A 16,917-nucleotide genomic window follows, 5' to 3' on the forward strand; every position below is an offset into this window, starting at 1 on the left:
GCGCAAAAGACACAGTGCCAAATGCGGCACAGTCGGCAAAATTTCACGCGCGAATCTTGAAAAGACCGGTAAGGAATGCGGATGTATGATGCGCGTTCCGGACGTTGAAATTCAACGTCCGTGAAAAACTCGGAGACGATAGCCGTGGATGGCTGCAAGGCACAGGAAGCACAGATGCTCGACATTCTGGAAGGAGCGGCGGTGGCTGCGGGGAAAGCGATCCTCGACGTCTATCACGCCGGACCGGAAGTCAGCTACAAGGCCGACAGTTCCCCCGTCACCGATGCCGACGAGAGCGCCGAAAAGATCATCCTCGACATTTTGGCAGCCGCCTTCCCCGATATCCCCGTCGTGGCCGAGGAGGCCGTCGCTGCGGGCCACGTCCCCGATATCGAAGGAAAATCCTTCTTCCTGGTTGATCCACTCGACGGCACCAAGGAATTTGTCTGCCGCAATGACGATTTCACCGTCAACATCGCCCTGATCGAAAAAGGCGAACCGGTTGCCGGTGTCGTCTATGCACCCGCGCTCGGCATTCTCTATGCAGCCAACCGCAACAAGGCTAAAAAGGCCGTCGTTACCGGCCAAAACGATATCGGTCCGCCAACGATCATTGGCTGCCGCAGCCGTGGTGACCGGCTGGTGGCACTGGCAAGCAAGCATCACAATAGCCAGGAAACCGTCTCCTACCTGACCGAGCATGGCATCACCGATTATGAAGCGATCGGCTCTTCGCTGAAATTCTGTCTTCTCGCCGAAGGACTGGCCGATATCTATCCGCGGCTGAGCCGGACGATGGAATGGGATACCGCTGCAGGTGACGCCGTCCTGCGCGCCGCCGGCGGCGAAACCGTGACCATGGATGGCAATCCGCTCACCTACGGCAAACGCAACCAAGCATCCGACGCCGATTTCGCCAATCCGCATTTTGTCTCGCGCGGCAAGGACTGACTCCTGCCAGCGGCCCCTGTGGGGAATTGGCGGGCATACGCGGCCTTAATCTCCCTTTTAAAACAACGATACGGCAGCCTCCGCATCCCCTGCATTCCATCAGCGGCTACCCTTCTCCTCACCGCAAAGGAGAACGGACCCGATGAGCGAAACAACCGTCAACCTGGAACTGCCCTATATCCTGCCGTCGCAGGCTCAAAAGCACGTCACCCATAATGAAGCCCTGCAGCGCCTCGATGCGCTGACACAACTGACGATCATCGCTTCGCTCTCGACCCCGCCCTCGGATCCGCAGGAGGGAACGTGTTTCAATGTCACGGCATCACCCACGGCAGCGTGGGCCGGAAAGAGCGGCAAGCTTGCCTTCCGCCAGGATGGCGACTGGATTTTCATCACGCCGAAGGATGGCTGGCGCGGCTGGTTTACGGCCGAAGACAAGCTGAAGATTCACAACGGCACCGACTGGGCAACCTTCGACGCGATCGGCACGCCCGCGTTTCTCGGCATCAACACCGCCGCCGACAGCACCAACCGGCTCGCTGTCGCAGCCGCTGCCACACTGCTGACCCATAACGGCAACGGACATCAGGTGAAGGTCAACAAGGCGGCGGCGTTCGACACGGCAAGCCTGCTGTTCCAGTCGGGCTGGTCCGGCCGGGCGGAAATGGGGCTTGCCGGATCGGACGAGTTTGCCATCAAAGTCAGTCCTGATGGATCCACCTGGAAATCGGCGCTGGTGATCACCGGTCACGGACAGGTCAGCATGCCGCAGCGGCCATTGGCGCGTGCCACGCTCGGCGGCGGTCTGCAGATGCCGGCTTCCGGTTCGCAAACCGGCTTTTCCATCCTGAACATCAATCAGGGCGGCTTCACCCTCGGCGCCGCCGCCACGGGTAGCGGCAATCGGCTCGTCGTGCCTGTTTCAGGCCCCTATCTCATTTGCCTCGGCGTCGAGGCCAATCCGGCGGGCACCTTTTCCGTAACCGTTAAGGTCAACGGCACGACGGTTGTCGCCAGCATCAACGACAACGATGCGGCTGCCTCATCCTACGGCAACTGCGCCATCGGTATGGCGATCCTCAACGCCGGCGACTGGCTGGTGCTGGAACATACGGGAACCACACCGCTCGATTTTGCCTATGACAAGACCGAGCTGACGGTGGTGATGCTGTAAAACGCCTAGACCGGAACAGCATCATCCGTGGTCGCGACCGCCGATCCTTCCAGCGTGACTTCCTCGGTCTTTTCCGGCGGCTTGATGCGGAACCAGGCGAGGTAGAGCGCTGGCAGGAACAGCAGTGTCAGAACGGTACCGACGATGATGCCGCCCATCATGGCGTAAGCCATCGGCCCCCAGAAGATTTCCCGGGCAATCGGGATCAGCGCCAGGCTGGCGGCAGCCGCCGTCAGCATGATCGGCCGCATCCGGTGCTCGGTCGCCTCCTGCACCGCCTGCCAGGGCACAACGCCCTCGGTGCGCAGATGTTCGATCTGTACCACAAGAATGACCGAGTTTCGTATGAGGATGCCGATTAGCGCCAGAATGCCGAGAATGGCGACGAAACCCATCGGCGAATTGCTGGATAGCAGGGCGGCGACGACCCCGATCAGCGCCAGCGGCGCCACGGCGAAGACCAGGAATAGCCGTGAAAAACTCTGCAACTGGATCATCAGGATCGTCGCCATGACGAACAGCATCAAGGGCACGACGGCGGCAATCGGCGCCTGGCTCTTGCCGCTCTCCTCGACGCTGCCGCCGACATCGATCTTGTATCCGGGCGGCAGTTTTTCCGCGAACGCGTTCACCTCCTTGGAGAGTTGCGCGACGATCGTCGCCGGCTGTGTCGCATCGAGAATACCCGCCTTGACGGTGAGCGTCGGCAGACGCGAGCGGCGCCAGACGACTGGTTGCTCCATCTCGTAGCGGAAGCTTGCAACGGCGGCGAGCGGCACGGAGTTGCCACTCGCACCGGGAAGCTGCAGGTCGCGCAGCAGCTCGATCGATTGCCGCTCGGACGCCTTGGCGCGGGCAACGACATTGATCAGGTAGATATCGTCACGGACCTGCGTCACGGTCGTTCCGCCGACGATGCCGTTGAGTGCTGAGGCGATATCCTGCGAGGTGACGCCCAGTTGGCGCGCCTTGTCCTGCAAGACATCCACCTTGATGACACGTGCCGGTTCGTTCCAGTCATAGACGACATCGCCAAGCAGCGGATTGCGGCCGAGAACGCTGCCGAGTTCAAGTGCATGCTCGCGCACCTTGCCGATATCCGGGCCGCTCAACCGGTACTGTACCGGGCGGCCAACCGGCGGCCCGATATCCAGCAGTTTCACGTAGGCATCCGTGCCGACGAAGGTTTCCTTCAGGTACTTCTGCAGGTCGGCACGCAGCTTGTCACGAACCTCAAGGCTCTTCGTCACGATGATCGTCTGGCCAAACGACGTATCCGGCGGCTGGACATCGAAGGACAGAACGAAGCGCACGGCGCCCTGCCCGACATAGGTGGACCAGCGCTCGACATCGGGATTGCCGACCAGCTTGTCCTGCTCGAACTTCGCCATCTGTGCATTGGTATCGGTAATCGACGCATTCTGTGGCAATGACCAGTCGACGATGAGCTCAAGCCGGTCCGACGACGGAAAGAACTGCTGCTGGACCTTGGTCATGCCGAACAGCGACAGGCCGAAGACGGCTATCGTCAGCGCAATCGTCGTCCATTTCCAGCGCATGCACCAGCCAAGAACGCTGGAAAAAAGCCGCGCCAGACGGCCCTTTTGCTCATGGTGCTGTTTCATGGTTTTCGGCAGGATGGTGACGCCAAGCAGCGGCGCAAATACCACCGCGACGATCCAGGACACCACCAGCGAAACAGCGATGACGACGAACAGCGTGAAGGTGAATTCGCCGGCGGCGCTGTTGTTGAGGCCAACCGGAATGAAGCTGGCAACGGTGACCAGCGTGCCGGTCAGCATCGGAAACGCCGTCGACGTATAGACATAGGTCGCCGCCTTGCGCAGCGAGTCGCCCTCCTCCAGCCGCGCCACCATCATCTCCACGGCAATCATCGCGTCATCGACGAGGAGACCGAGCGCGATAATCAGGGCGCCGAGCGAAATCCGCTGCAGCGAAATGTCGAAATAGGACATAACGACGAAGGTAATGGCCAGCGTCAGCGGGATCGACAAGGCAACCACCAGCCCAGCACGGACCCCGAGGCTGACGAAGCTGACGAGAAGAACGATGATGACGGCCTCCGCCAGACCGCGGGTAAAACCGGAGACGGCCTCCTCGACGATCAGCGGCTGATCGGAAACCAGGTGAACACCAACGCCGACCGGCAGCTCCGCCTCGACCTGCTTTATCTTTTCCTCGACGTGATCGCCGAATTCCAGAAGATTGGCGCCCTGCTTCATGCCGATGGCAAGGCCGATCGCCGACTGGCCGTTGTAGCGGAACAGCGCCGATGGCGGATCGGTATAGCCCCTTGTGACGGTAGCAATATCGGTGAGGCGGAAGAAACGGTTGTTGACCTGCAGATTGACGGCGCGCAGGCTGTCTTCTGAGGAGAACTGACCGTTGACGCGAACGCTGACGCGCTCACCCTTCGCCTGTACGACGCCTGAAGGCGCAATCGCGTTCTGGGCCTGCAGCGTGGCAACGACATCATTCTGGTTGATGCCGAGTGCTGCCAGTTGCCGTGTCGAGAATTCGAGATAGATCACCTCGTCCTGCGCCCCGACGATATCGACTTTGCCGATATTCGGAACCGTCAGGATTTCGCGGCGCGCAGTCTCGACATAATCGCGCAATTGCCGCTGGGTCAGCCCGTCTGAGGTAAACGCGTAGATGTTGCCAAACACGTCGCCGAAGCGGTCGTTGAAGGAAGGCCCGACAACGCCGGACGGGAACTGGCCGTGAATATCGCCGATCATGTTGCGGACCGTCACCCAGATCGACGCAACATCCCGGGCCTTCGTCGTGTCCTTCAAATTGACAAAGACGAGTGTTTGCCCCGGCGTGGTGATGCTGCGCGTGTAGTCCAGCGATTCCAGTTCCTCGAGCTTGCGCTCGATCCGTTCCGTCACCTGGCGGGTGGTTTCCTCGACCGAAGCGCCCGGCCATTGCGCCGAGATCGTCATGGTCTTGATGGTAAAGGATGGATCTTCCTCGCGGCCAAGGCTCAGGTAGGAGAAGAAACCAAGCAAGCCGAAGACGATCATGAAATACCAGACCATCGATGCGTGATCGAGCGCCCAGTCGGACAGGTTGAATTTCTTCATGACTGCGCCTCGTCTTCAATCTTGATCTTCTGGCCGTCCTCCAGGCTATGGACCCCTGCCGTTACCACACGCATGCCGGCATCGATGCCGGAGGTGATGACGACCACATTGCCCGTCTGCGGCCCGGTGACCACTTCGCGGGTCTCGACCGTTACGCCGCCCTCATCGACCACCCAGACATAGGATTTTCCGTCACGCACGAGGATGGCGGTTGCTGGCAGCACCAGTTGCTCGACAATAGCTTCTTTGAGCGTGGCGGTGATCGTGGTGCCAAGCCGGAAAGCTGCCGGTGGATTTTCAAGCGCGATCTTGACGCGGCGCGTGCGTGTTGCCGGATCTGCTGCCGGTGCGACCTCACGGACAAGGCCGCTAACCGTTATCGCTGGATCGATCTGCAGGGAAACAAGGAATGGCGTCCCCACATGCAAAAGCGCATTGCCGTCTGGAACGTCCACCACCGCATCCCGGGCATCCGGCCGGGCAACAGTCACGACTGCCGCACCGGCGGCGACCACTTGGCCCACCTCCGCCCCGGTCTCGGTCACCACGCCGTCGAAGGCGGCCTTCACCTGTGCATAGGAGAGTTGCTCCTCAGCTTTCAGCAGCGCCGCACGCGACTGGACAACCGACGCTTCCGCCGCGGCACTCGCCTGTTCGGTACTTTCCACCGACGCTTGGGTTTCCGTACCGATCTTGAACAGCGCCCTCGTGCGCCGCTCGACCGAAACGGCATTGGCAAGCGTCGCTTCCGCATTTGCCAGATCGGCACGGGCCGACCCGACGGCAAGCTCAAGCGCTGTTGGATCGAGCGCGGCCAGAAGCTGGCCCTGCGTCACGGTATCACCGGTATCGACATCCCGGGCAACCAGCAGGCCCGTCACGCGAGGGCCGAAGTTGGTCTGGACCTTTGGCTGCACGGTGCCCGCGAAGCTGGGAGCAGGCAGCCGTTGCAGCACAACGATTTGCGAAAGCACCGGGCGGATTGCCGGTTCAGCCTGCTCTTCCTTTTCCTGGCAACCGGCAAGTATTAGAAATGCGCATGGCGCAACGAGCAGGCCGAGGGATATCCGGTTCATTTCGCCCGCTCCTTGATCACATAGACGGTCTGGCCGGGGCGCAGCATCTTTCCGCCTTCGGTCACCACGGCCTCCCCGTTGGACAGGCCTTCCGCAACAAGCACGCGGCCTGTCTCGTAAGATGCCACCTTCACAGGCTTGCGGCTAACCGTGTTGTCCTTGTCATTGACCACCCAGACGGCCGGTTTTCCATCCAGCGAGGACAGCGATGTCCATGGCAGCACGACCAGCTTTGACGGCTTGGAGCTGGCAAATCCGGTCACCGGCGCGCCGAGCGTCATGCGATCAGGCGTCGTGTCCATGGCAATCTTGACGCGAACGGTTCCCGTTGCCGTATCGATCGTCGGCGAGATCTCACTGATCGTTCCCTCAGTTTTGACGGAAGGATCACTGACGAGCGCCAGCTGGATTTTCGGCTCCGCGGGCTTTTCGAACAGCAGCGATTCATAAACGTCGAATATTGCATCGCGGGGACCATCCCTTGCGACGGAAAACATCGTTTGCGCGGCCTGAACCACCTGACCCGTCTCGGCATTGCGTGCCGTGACGATCCCATCCGCATCAGCCTTCAGTTCGGTATAGGAGAGCGCGTCCCGGGACGTGCCGAGCAGCGCTTTCGAAGATTCAAGCGATCCTTGCGCCGTCTGCAAAGCGGTCTGTGCCTGATCAAAGGCTTCCTGCGTGGTGGAATTCTTCGCCAGCAGCGATTTTTGCCGTTCAAACGCAGCGGAAGCCTGCCGAACCTGCGCTTCGGCAGCCCTCACAGCAGCCTCCGCGGCCTCGACATCGGCCTTCTGTTCGCTCGGATCGATGCGCGCCAAAACCTCGCCGGCGGAGACATGCGAGCCGACATCCGCGAGCCATTCCGTTATCTGGCCACTGACGCGGAACGAAAGATTGGTCTGGACATGAGCGACAACCTCGCCGGTCAGCGTCACTGTCTGCCGGTGATCGGCAAATTCGGCAGTCTGCACCCGGACAGTGATTTTTGCCGCTTCCGGCTGTTTCGTTTCGCCCTCGCAGGATGTCAGGGCCAAGGCTGCGAACGATGCCAACCACCATCCGGATCGGCGGAGTTTTCGTTTCTCACTCATCTGCGCCCGCTCATTCCGATATTCAAGCTGAACCATTTATTGTGGCCCCTCAATATACGCGACCCACCCCAATGACAAGCGGATGGGATCGACGGAAATCATTCGTTACAAGATGAGCAAGCATGCTCCTCGCTGCATTGACGGCAGTAGGGAGGCTATGCGGATTTTTTACATAAGCATAGCGAAAACCGCAGGTTGAGACCCAAGGGGAATGGCTATGCGGGAAAATGCTTGCCGGGGGGAAAGGTCTAGCGCCGGTTGGCCAGTCCCGCGCCGAGAAGACCAGCCACGGAGCTCTCGTTGAAAGGCTTGGTAATGCGGGATATGTCGCGCAGTTCGGGGGGAAAGACGAAGTCGTCGCCGTAACCGCTGACAAAACCGAAGTCTATGGCCCGCTCGATGAGGATCGTGGCGAAGTCGAAGCTTGTTTGAGTACCCAGATTGACGTCGAGAAGCGCAAAATCGAAAGACTTCTCCTCGATCAGCGCCTGCGCCTCGGCAACATTTCCAGCAATGTCGACATGCTCAATGCCGATCGACTTTAAAACATCCTCGGCGTCCATGGCGATAATGAAGTTGTCTTCGAGCACCAATACACGCTTGATCGAGACTGGAATTTCCGTGAGCGTCACCGATAAGTCCCTGTCCGCGAATCGCCTGCACCATTCGAGCGCAAGCCCTGAAACCAACACGTATGACAACGAAGCGGTCACGGCATTTAAATAAGACACGTACCGACGCAATTGGGCAACACCCCACTCAGATAAACGGGCGGTGCTGCTCACGATACCCCTCCCAGCCCGAAATCTTCATCAGCCCGTCGTCGTCCAGAATATCACAGCCGCGGTCGGCCCAGCGGATGAGCTTGCGCTCGCCGAGCTTCTTCAGCGTCTTGTTGGTGTGAACGATGGAAAGCCCGAGTGTATCGGCCACATGCTGCTGCGTGATCGGAATGGAAACACGTTCGCCCTTGAACAGGTTGCTTGCCTTGGCGCGTTGATAGAGGAAGGCCAGCAAATAGGCGGCCCGTTCGAGCGCTGACCGCCGGCCGATGCTCAGCAGATTTTCGTCGAGGATTCGTTCTTCCTGCGCAGCAATCCAGGTCAGGTCGTAGGCAAGATCCGGATAGTTGCGGTAGAGTGCACCAAGCTTGTCACGCTCGAAAACGCACAGAGTGACTGGCGAAAGCGCCTCGACCGAATGCTGCATTTCGCCCATCAGGCTACCCTGCAGGCCGATCAGGTCTCCCGGCATCATATAGTTGAGGATCTGGCGGCGGCCATCATCGAGCATCTTGTAGCGAAAACCCCAACCGGACAGAACCGTAAACAGATGAGCGCTATGCGACCCTTCCACCAGGATGGTGGTTCCCGCGTCGACCGCCAGTTCTCCAGTCTTGAAGTTGGAAACGAATTCCAGTTCATCCGGCTTGAATTCGCGGAAATGCGGAAGCGCCCGCAAAGGACATTGTTCGCAAGGCGTCTGCCGGCTGTTCCGGGTCTTCGATGTGGCCATTGGGTTCCTCTGCGCAACGCCCGGACGGAAAATCAGGGCAGTGAATTCCTGTAAAAATTAGGGCCGCCTGTCCTTCCGGCAAGAGGACGGCCCACGGCAATGGTGGACTTATCCCGCCAGCTTGCCTAGTTTTCCATCCATGACCATACCCTCGAAAACGAGATGGAAGCGATGAATCATCCAGCCTTTGCCAATCACCATGTTGCCGTCGTGACCGGAGCGGCGTCCGGGATCGGCCTGGCGGCTGCCAGGCGCTTTGCCGGACTTGGCATGAACGTTGTTCTCGCTGATCTACCGGGTGAGCGTCTGGACAAGGCCGCCCGGGAAGCAGCAGCCCTTTCCCCGCATGGGGCCGGAAGTGTCATTGCGATCGCGACGGACGTATCGAGCATCGACTCTCTCAAGGCGCTGGAAGCCGGAGCCATTGAACGCTTCGGCCGTGTACATGTGCTGATGAACAATGCAGGCATCCAACCCGGCAGCGCAATTTTGGGTGCACAGGATGCGTGGGAAAAGGTCTTCGCGGTCAATCTCTGGGGCGTTATCAACGGCTCGCGCGTCTTTGCTCCCGCCATGATCGCCCACGGCCAGACGGGCCTGATCATCAATACCGGCTCCAAGCAGGGCATCACCACTCCGCCTGGCGACCCCGCCTACAATGTTGCGAAAGCCGGCGTCAAAGCCTTCACCGAAGCGCTCCAGCACGATCTGCGCAACACGCCCGAGTGCCACATCACTGCCCATCTGCTGATCCCCGGCTTCGTCTATACCGGACTGACCGCAAACGGCCGCACCGAAAAGCCGGACGCAGCTTGGACGTCCCAGGAGACGGTCGACTTCATGATGCAAAGCCTTGAGGGCGGCGATTTCTACATTCTCTGCCCGGACAATGACGTGGCGCGCCCCACCGATGAAAAACGCATTCTCTGGGCGGCCGGGGATATCATCGAAAACCGCCCTCCACTATCGCGTTGGCATCCGGACTATGCTGACGCCTTCAAGGCCTTCCTTGTAAAGGACAGACCTGGAATCAGCTAAGACGGCTGCGATAGGTGCCCTTTTGGACGCCCATTCGGTGGACAATGTGTTTACGCAGAAGCGCTGGCACCGCACTCTGTTTGCTGCTTTTGTGCAGCCAAAGCAATGGATTGGAAGATATGACAAGCGGCATCCACCACATCACCCTGATCACGCGCAAAGTACAGCCGAATGTCGATTTTTATGCAGGATTCCTTGGCCTTCGCCTCGTCAAGCGCACAGCCGGGTTTGAGGACGCAGCACAACTTCATCTGCTTTACGGTGACGAGACTGGTTCGCCGGGATCGCTGGTCACATTTCTCGTCTGGGAGGACGGCGCACCCGGCCGCGTCGGCTATGGCCAGCCGAGCGAGATCGCCTTTGTCATTGCGCCGGAAAGCCTCGGCTTCTGGCTGACACGGGCGCTTCGGTACAATGTGGCGGCAACTGGCCCGACACATGAATTCGGCGAACCGGTCATCCGGCTGAAGGATCCCGACGGCGTCATCGTCAAGCTCGTCGGCAGCGATGCCGTGACCAGCCCCTCTCCGCATGTAACGGCCGATATTCCGCAGGAAGACGCGATCCGGCGGCTGCGCGGCGCAACCATCCTGACAGCCACGCCCGATGGCACAGCCGCTTTCGTGACGCGGCATTTCGGCTATGCCGAAGCGGACCGAACGGACGCGATCCAACGCCTTGTCTCCGATTCCGGCGATATCATCGATGTCCGCGATGCCGGCGGCTTCTGGACGGCGGCCCCCGGCACCGGCACCATCGACCATATCGCCTTCCGCGCCTCAAGCGTGGCGGCTGTCAAGGAGCTGCGCATGCAGCTTGAGGCGGAAGATGCGGGCGAAATCAACGCCCATAACCGCAAGTATTTCTATTCGCTCTATGTCCGCGAACCTGGCGGCACGCTGTTCGAATTTGCCACCGACACGCCAGGCATGACGGTGGATGAAAGTCTTGAGACCTTGGGAACGAAACTGTTCGTGCCCGAGCATTTTGGCGGAAATCTGCAGGACAACCTCGTCATGCTGCCGCAATTCGGCCTGCCCGGCGAGGAACGTTTCACGGAACGCGACCTGCCGTTCATTCACCGCCTGCACCAGGCGGATGATCCCGATGGCACGACATTGGTGCTCTTGCACGGCAGCGGCGCCAACGAAACCAGCCTTCTGCCGCTCGGCCGCCAGATCGCGCCGAACGCGCTGCTTCTCAGCCTGCGCGGCCGCAGCACCGAGGAAGGACACCCCCGGTTCTTCCGCCGGATCACGCCCTTCACCTTTGATCAGAAGGACATCGCCTCGGAAGCCGAAGCCTTCGTGGCGATGATCGAAGGGGCTGTTTCGGGCTACGGCCTTGATCGCGACAAGATGGTTTTCGTCGGCTATTCTAACGGCGCCAACATGCTGATCGCTACCATGCTGTTGCACCCCGGACTGATCCGCAAAGCGGCGCTGCTGCGCATGATGAACCCGTTGGAAACAGTACCGGAAGTGAATCTATCCGGCACTGAGATCCTGCTGGTAACGGGAAAGACCGATGGCTATTCCCGCTATGCCACACCGCTGGAGGGCGTGTTGCGCGACGCGGGCGCAACACTTGCAACCGTCACCCTGGATGCCGGCCACGAGATTGGTCCGATGGACGCAGACGCGGTTCGCGATTGGCTGAAAACGATCGGGGGCTGACGCCCCCGCACGGCCTTACTTCGATTTTTCTGCAACATAGCTGGCGAAGGCCTCAACAAAAGCCTTCAGCCTCGCCTTCGCCTCATCATCGGTCAGATGGCCTTCCTTGTCGAACAGCGACGCCGCCTTCGGCAGTATCAATCGCTTGCCGGACCAGAGATCCGCACCAAGTGTGCGCAACACGGACAGCCACGCGTTCTGGCTGAGCAGCGTCCCAAAAGGTCCAGGTGACGTCCCGGCAATGGCAAAAGCGCGTCCGGCAAACACATTCGGCGCACCGGTCATCGACGAACTGACCCAGTCGATGGCGTTCTTGAACACGCCGGGCATCGAATTGTTGTATTCCGGCGTGAACAGGATGACACCATCTGAAGCGGCGATCTGATCCTTCAGCAATTGCACGGCCTCCGGCACGCCTTCACGCTCGACATCGGCATTGTAGAGCGGAATGCCTTCGATGGTGCCGGATGTAAACGCCACACCATCAGGCGCAAGCGTCAGAGCCGATTTCAAGAGAGCAGTGTTGAACGACGCCTTTCTCAGGCTTCCGGAAATGCCGATCAGTTTTGTCATGCGGGAGAATCCTTCCATACTTTGCCGGAAGAATGCTGCGAAATGCAGAAAAGTACAGACAAAAAAGCCGGGAGTTTTGCTCCCGGCTTTTGTTGTCGTTAGACCAGCGGCTTCAGCCGGGCCTCGATCTGGACACGCTTGTGCTCCAGGAACGGCGGTAGCGACAGGCCTTCGCCCAATGTTTCCATCGGCTCGTCCACGGCGAAGCCGGGGCCGTCGGTGGCGATCTCGAACAGGATGCCGTTCGGCTCGCGGAAATAGAGCGAGCGGAAGTAGAACCGTTCGACCTCGCCGCTCGACGGAAGGCGGAAGCCCTCGAGACGTTCGGTCCATGCGTGCAGCGCAGCCTCGTCCGGTGCGCGGAACGCGACGTGGTGAACGGCACCGGCTCCCTGGCGGGCCGTCGGCAGGCCGGGCTGAACAGCAACATGCAGTTCGGCGGCCGGGCCGCCTTCGCCCATCGAAAACACATGCACCTCGCCATTGCCATCCGGCGACGGGTACTGGCGCTGCTTCGTCATGTTCATCACCTGCTCCAGCACCAGTTGCGTATTGGTGATATCCGGAACGCTCATGGTGATTGGGCCAAGACCCTTGATCTGGTGTTCGGCTGGAACCGGGCTGCGATCCCAGGGATGCGACGGCGCAAGCCCACCATCGTCGATCAGGCGGAACCGCTGGCCCTCGCCGTCTTCAAAATCAAGCGACAGGCGGCCGTCGATCTCGATGACATCGCCGGACGCGACGCTCAGTTCGCCGAAGCGGGCCTTCCACCATTCGATGCTCTCCGGGCTGCCGACACGAAGACCGGTGCGCGAAACACTGTGAGTACCGCGGGTTTCGCGATTGACGGGCCAATCGAAGAACGTCAGGTCGGTACCCGGCGTTGCCTCACCATCGGCATAGAACAGATGATAGGCGGTGGTATCGTCCTGGTTCACGGTCTTCTTGACCAGACGCATGCCGAGGACATGCGTATAGAAACGCACGTTTTCCTTGACGTTCGCAGTGATCGCGGTGAGGTGATGAATTCCTGTCAGTTGCAAGCTCATGGCTGCCTCCATTCGTTATGTCTGGAGCGAATATCGGCTGCATGAGCTGTTTTATAAAGATGCCCTGCGCGGACAGAACGTTCACAATATGTGAACGATGATTTGGGCCTTGCTGCATCAAGCCGGTTTGGACAGGTGTCAGGCTTTTAACCCTGAGCCAAAACATCAGTCGCCGGATCAGGCGCGATGCGTGAGGTCGGTGAGATAGGTATTTTCGGTTTTCGAGACCTGAAAATCGGCAGGGTTGATGCTCGTGAGCATCAAGGCCTCGCCGTGTGGAAGTGCCTTTGCCAGCAGACTGCCATCGGGTGCTGCGATCCGCGACGATCCGGCGAATGTAAATCGGTCATCCGCACCGTGATGATTGATGTAGGCGACGAAAACCTGATTTTCGAAGGCGCGTGTCTGGATCATGTGATCGGCAATGAAGGTACCGGAGTAACCGGCCGGCAACGCCGTCGGCACCAGCACCGCATCCGCCCCCGCCAAGGCAAGACGGCGGACATTTTCCGGGAACTCGACATCGTAGCAGATCAGCATGCCGCATTTGACACCACGGTGATCGAACAGGACGGTGCCCGGTTCGGGAGCCGCAAACAGCCCCCGCTCGTAATCACCATAAAGATTGGACTTGCGATAGATGACGGGGGCCGCCGGACCATCCACATAAACGGCACTGTTGAAGACCGTGCCCTCTGCCCTCTCGGCGAAACCTGCAATGATCGCGATGCCAAGCTCCGTCGAGATCGACTGCAACCGCCGTACCAGAGGTCCGTCCACCGGCTCCGCCAGTTCGCGAATTATATCACCGGCGCCGTAGCCGGTAAGCCCGAGTTCGGGCGTGATCAGCAGGCTTGCACCTTTGGCCGCCGCGTCCCGCGCCGCCTGTTCGATGCGGGTGAGATTGGCGGCGATATCGCCGCTTTCCGATTTCATCTGCAAAGCGGCGATGGTGATCATGTGTCGTCCGATGACATGGCGCCGAGCAGTTTTGGCAGATCGCCGAACCGCGCGACAAGGGAGAAGATGATGGCGGCGGTCGCCACGAACAGGATCGTCACGGATGCCATGGTCGGCGTGTAGCCATAGCGCAGGGCATTAAAGATCTTGATCGGCAGCGTTTCCATGGTGAAGCCGACGGTCATGTAGGCAACGATATATTCGTTGAGCGACAGCACGAAGGCAAAGGCATAACCCGACACGATATAGGGCAGGATCAGCGGCAGCACGACCGTGCGGAAGATCGTCTTGTCATCGGCGCCCATGGTTGCGGCGGCCTCGACCAGCGAGCGGTCGATCGCGGTAAAACCGAGCGACAAGGTCACCAGCGGCAGCGTCACGAAGAAGATCGCGTGGCTGACGACGGCCGTCCACGGCTGGCCGTAAAAACCGGTCGTCGCCCAGAACGTCAAAAGGCCAAGGGCTGTGATCACAGGCGGCAGCGTAAACGGCGCGATGCCAAGAAGCTGAAAGATGTTCGCCCAAGGCGCGATCCGCCGCCAGAGAAACCAGGCGAGCGGCAAGGCGATCGCAACGGCCAGAGCCGCCGACAGGATGGCGAGCGTCAGCGAGGCAAACAGGGCGTTGCGCCACTCCGGATTGAGGAAGATTTCGCCGTACCAGGACAACGAAAACCCCTTCGGCGGGAAGGCCAGCGTCTGCTTGGCGTTCACCGACACACCGGCAACGACGATCATCGGCAAGGCCAGAAACAGGCCGATCAGGAAGAAATAGACTTTGCTGAGCGCACCGGTCATGCGGCTTCTCCCTTGCGTCCGGCAAGAACCGTTAACGCAACAAGGCCGAGCGTCACCAGCACCAGGAACACCGCCATTGCTGCCGCAAAGGGCATGTTCGACTGGTAGATCGCCTGATCGGTGATCAGCACCGACAGCGTCCAGTGCTGCGGCCGGCCGAGAAGCTGCGGCAGGAGGTAAGACCCGAGCGCGAAGATGAAGACCATGATCAGTGTTGCGGTAATGGTGTTGCGCAGCGCCGGAACGACGACCGTGAAGAACGCCTTGATTGGCGAAGCGCCCAGCGTGCGGGCCGCTTCGGTCAGGGTCGGGTCAAGCCGCACGAGGGCCGGATACAGCACCAGGACGGTGTAGGGAAAGGCCTGATAGACCATGCCGGTCAACACCGCTCCGAAACTCGGCAAAAGAGCTTTCGCCTCGCTCATGATACCCGCCATGACGAGCAGGTTGGTAATCCCGGCAGTCCGCGAAAACAGCGTCGACCACGCAAAGCCGATGATGACTTCCGACAGCGACAGAACCGAGAGCAAAGCCACCAGCCAGACGATCTGCACTTTCCGCGTCATGCGGGTCAGAAGATAGGTGAAGGGAACGGCAAGCAAGACGCAGCAGATCGCCACCGTCACCGCCAGCATCAGCGAGAAGCCGAGCACGTTGGCAAAGAACAGGCTGAGAAAGCGCTCATAATTGGCGAACTGGAAGGCAGGTACATAGAAGCCGCCCTGCTGGCGCTGGAAGAACGAGACGGCAATCATCGTCGCGAACGGCACGACGAAAAAAACGATCAGCATCATCGCCGGGAAGAACAACGGGCCGTAATCGCTAAGTTTTTGCGGGGCTTCGCGTCTCATTTGGCCAGCACCACGCAGACGTCCGGCAAAAGCACCACGCCGACCGGCTGACCGACGGTGACATCGGGGCGGGCGCGCGGCGTCGAGACTGCAACGAGCTGACGGCCGGCAATATCCACAAAGGTTTCGATCGTGCCGCCGAGATCGCGCACGAAGGTGACGGTGCCGGACAGCGCGCCATTGCCGGGTGCCGTCAGATGCACGTCTTCCGGCCGGATCGACAGCGTCGCTTTGCGGACACCTCCCCCGAGAGAAACGCCGGACACCGGCTGGCCAAGAACGGTGACGCCACCAGTGCTGTCGGCTTCCGCCTCGAGAAGATTGGTCGAGCCGATGAAGTCGGCAACGAACGTGTCGGCCGGACGGCGATAGATCTCGATGGGCGAAGCGGCCTGGCGGATTTCGCCGCCCTTCATGACGACCACCGTATCGGCCATGGTCATCGCTTCGCGCTGGTCATGGGTGACGACGATGGTGGTGATGCCGAGCTTCTGCTGCAGCTGGCGCAATTCTACCTGCATCGCTTCGCGCAGCTTAGCGTCGAGCGCCGACAGCGGCTCGTCGAGCAGGAAGAGTTTGGGCGAGATCGACAGTGCCCGGGCGATCGCGACGCGCTGGCGCTGGCCACCGGAGAGTTTTGCTACCGGCCGGTCGGCATAGCCGGAAAGGTGGATCATCGACAGAAGCTCATCGACACGCTTCTTCTGATCTTCCTTCGGCACGCCGCGAATGCGCAAGGGGTAAGCGATGTTCTCGCCGACGGTCAGGTGCGGAAACAACGCCAGCGACTGGAACACCATGCCGAGATTGCGCTTGTGCGTTGGAACATGGGTGATGTCTTCGCCGTCAAGCCGGATCGCGCCGCCGGTCGGCAGGTCGAGGCCGGCGATCATCCTGAGCAGCGTGGTCTTGCCGCACCCGGACGGTCCGAGCATGCAGACGAACGTGCCATGCGGCACCGTCAACTCGACATTGTTGACCGCGGTGAAAGTCCCGAATTCCTTCGTGACATTGTTGAGGGCGAGGCCTGACATTGTTTTTGCTTCTCAA

General features: G+C 60.2%; 15 protein-coding genes. 4 read left to right on the forward strand and 11 right to left on the reverse strand.

What is annotated here, in order from left to right; translation table 11 throughout:
- Window positions 1–174: 174 nt before the first annotated feature.
- Entirely contained in the window at window positions 175–951 is a 777-nt protein-coding gene (gene cysQ / locus ASC96_RS25975; RefSeq protein WP_060506087.1) for a 3'(2'),5'-bisphosphate nucleotidase CysQ, read from the forward strand.
- A gap of 142 nt (window positions 952–1,093) precedes the next feature.
- Window positions 1,094–2,125 carry a DUF2793 domain-containing protein gene (locus ASC96_RS25980; RefSeq protein ID WP_060505931.1) on the forward strand — a complete coding sequence of 344 codons (1,032 nt, stop codon included), beginning with the start codon at window positions 1,094–1,096 and terminating at the stop codon, window positions 2,123–2,125.
- Between the two features lie 5 nt (window positions 2,126–2,130).
- Here ASC96_RS25980 and ASC96_RS25985 read toward each other — a convergent pair whose 3' ends face one another.
- From ASC96_RS25985 to ASC96_RS26005, 5 genes are all read right to left on the reverse strand, one after another.
- Window positions 2,131–5,235 carry an efflux RND transporter permease subunit gene (locus tag ASC96_RS25985; protein ID WP_060505932.1) on the reverse strand — a complete coding sequence of 1,035 codons (3,105 nt, stop codon included), beginning with the start codon at window positions 5,233–5,235 and terminating at the stop codon, window positions 2,131–2,133.
- Window positions 5,232–6,311 carry an efflux RND transporter periplasmic adaptor subunit gene (locus ASC96_RS25990; protein WP_060505933.1) on the reverse strand — a complete coding sequence of 360 codons (1,080 nt, stop codon included), beginning with the start codon at window positions 6,309–6,311 and terminating at the stop codon, window positions 5,232–5,234. Before ASC96_RS25990 ends, ASC96_RS25985 begins: the two co-directional genes overlap by 4 nt.
- Window positions 6,308–7,366: an efflux RND transporter periplasmic adaptor subunit gene (locus tag ASC96_RS25995; RefSeq protein WP_244482320.1), complete on the reverse strand. Its 1,059-nt coding sequence runs from the start codon at window positions 7,364–7,366 to the stop codon at window positions 6,308–6,310. The genes ASC96_RS25990 and ASC96_RS25995 overlap by 4 nt, the downstream gene beginning before the upstream one ends.
- Before the next feature lie 287 nt (window positions 7,367–7,653).
- Window positions 7,654–8,190, reverse strand: a complete 537-nt coding sequence (locus ASC96_RS34145; protein WP_244482322.1) for a hypothetical protein — start codon at window positions 8,188–8,190, stop codon at window positions 7,654–7,656.
- Window positions 8,165–8,920, reverse strand: coding sequence for a Crp/Fnr family transcriptional regulator (locus tag ASC96_RS26005; RefSeq protein WP_060505935.1), 756 nt, complete (start codon window positions 8,918–8,920; stop codon window positions 8,165–8,167). Before ASC96_RS26005 ends, ASC96_RS34145 begins: the two co-directional genes overlap by 26 nt.
- A 171-nt stretch (window positions 8,921–9,091) precedes the next feature.
- On the opposite strand from ASC96_RS26005, the gene ASC96_RS26010 reads away from it, so the two are divergent.
- On the forward strand, window positions 9,092–9,958 hold the full coding sequence (locus ASC96_RS26010) for an SDR family NAD(P)-dependent oxidoreductase (RefSeq protein WP_060506089.1): 867 nt from the start codon (window positions 9,092–9,094) through the stop codon (window positions 9,956–9,958).
- A 119-nt stretch (window positions 9,959–10,077) separates the two neighbouring features.
- Window positions 10,078–11,634, forward strand: coding sequence for a VOC family protein (locus ASC96_RS26015; protein WP_060505936.1), 1,557 nt, complete (start codon window positions 10,078–10,080; stop codon window positions 11,632–11,634).
- Between the two features lie 15 nt (window positions 11,635–11,649).
- On the opposite strand, the gene ASC96_RS26020 is transcribed toward ASC96_RS26015, so the two are convergent.
- The 6 genes from ASC96_RS26020 to ASC96_RS26045 form a co-directional block, all read right to left on the reverse strand.
- Window positions 11,650–12,207 (reverse strand): NADPH-dependent FMN reductase, encoded by a 558-nt coding sequence (locus ASC96_RS26020; RefSeq protein WP_060506090.1) that lies wholly within the window; start codon window positions 12,205–12,207, stop codon window positions 11,650–11,652.
- A gap of 98 nt (window positions 12,208–12,305) precedes the next feature.
- Entirely contained in the window at window positions 12,306–13,259 is a 954-nt protein-coding gene (locus tag ASC96_RS26025; RefSeq protein WP_060505937.1) for a ring-cleaving dioxygenase, read from the reverse strand.
- Window positions 13,260–13,436: 177 nt separating this feature from the next.
- Window positions 13,437–14,219 (reverse strand): carbon-nitrogen hydrolase family protein, encoded by a 783-nt coding sequence (locus tag ASC96_RS26030; RefSeq protein ID WP_060505938.1) that lies wholly within the window; start codon window positions 14,217–14,219, stop codon window positions 13,437–13,439.
- A complete protein-coding gene (locus ASC96_RS26035; RefSeq protein WP_060505939.1) occupies window positions 14,216–15,016 on the reverse strand; it encodes an ABC transporter permease in 801 nt (266 codons plus the stop codon). The genes ASC96_RS26030 and ASC96_RS26035 overlap by 4 nt, the downstream gene beginning before the upstream one ends.
- Entirely contained in the window at window positions 15,013–15,867 is an 855-nt protein-coding gene (locus ASC96_RS26040) for an ABC transporter permease (RefSeq protein ID WP_060505940.1), read from the reverse strand. The genes ASC96_RS26035 and ASC96_RS26040 overlap by 4 nt, the downstream gene beginning before the upstream one ends.
- Window positions 15,864–16,901 (reverse strand): ABC transporter ATP-binding protein, encoded by a 1,038-nt coding sequence (locus ASC96_RS26045; protein ID WP_060505941.1) that lies wholly within the window; start codon window positions 16,899–16,901, stop codon window positions 15,864–15,866. Before ASC96_RS26045 ends, ASC96_RS26040 begins: the two co-directional genes overlap by 4 nt.
- Window positions 16,902–16,917: the final 16 nt, after the last annotated feature.

This window comes from Rhizobium sp. Root1204 (genome assembly GCF_001424965.1).
GTDB lineage: Bacteria > Pseudomonadota > Alphaproteobacteria > Rhizobiales > Rhizobiaceae > Pararhizobium.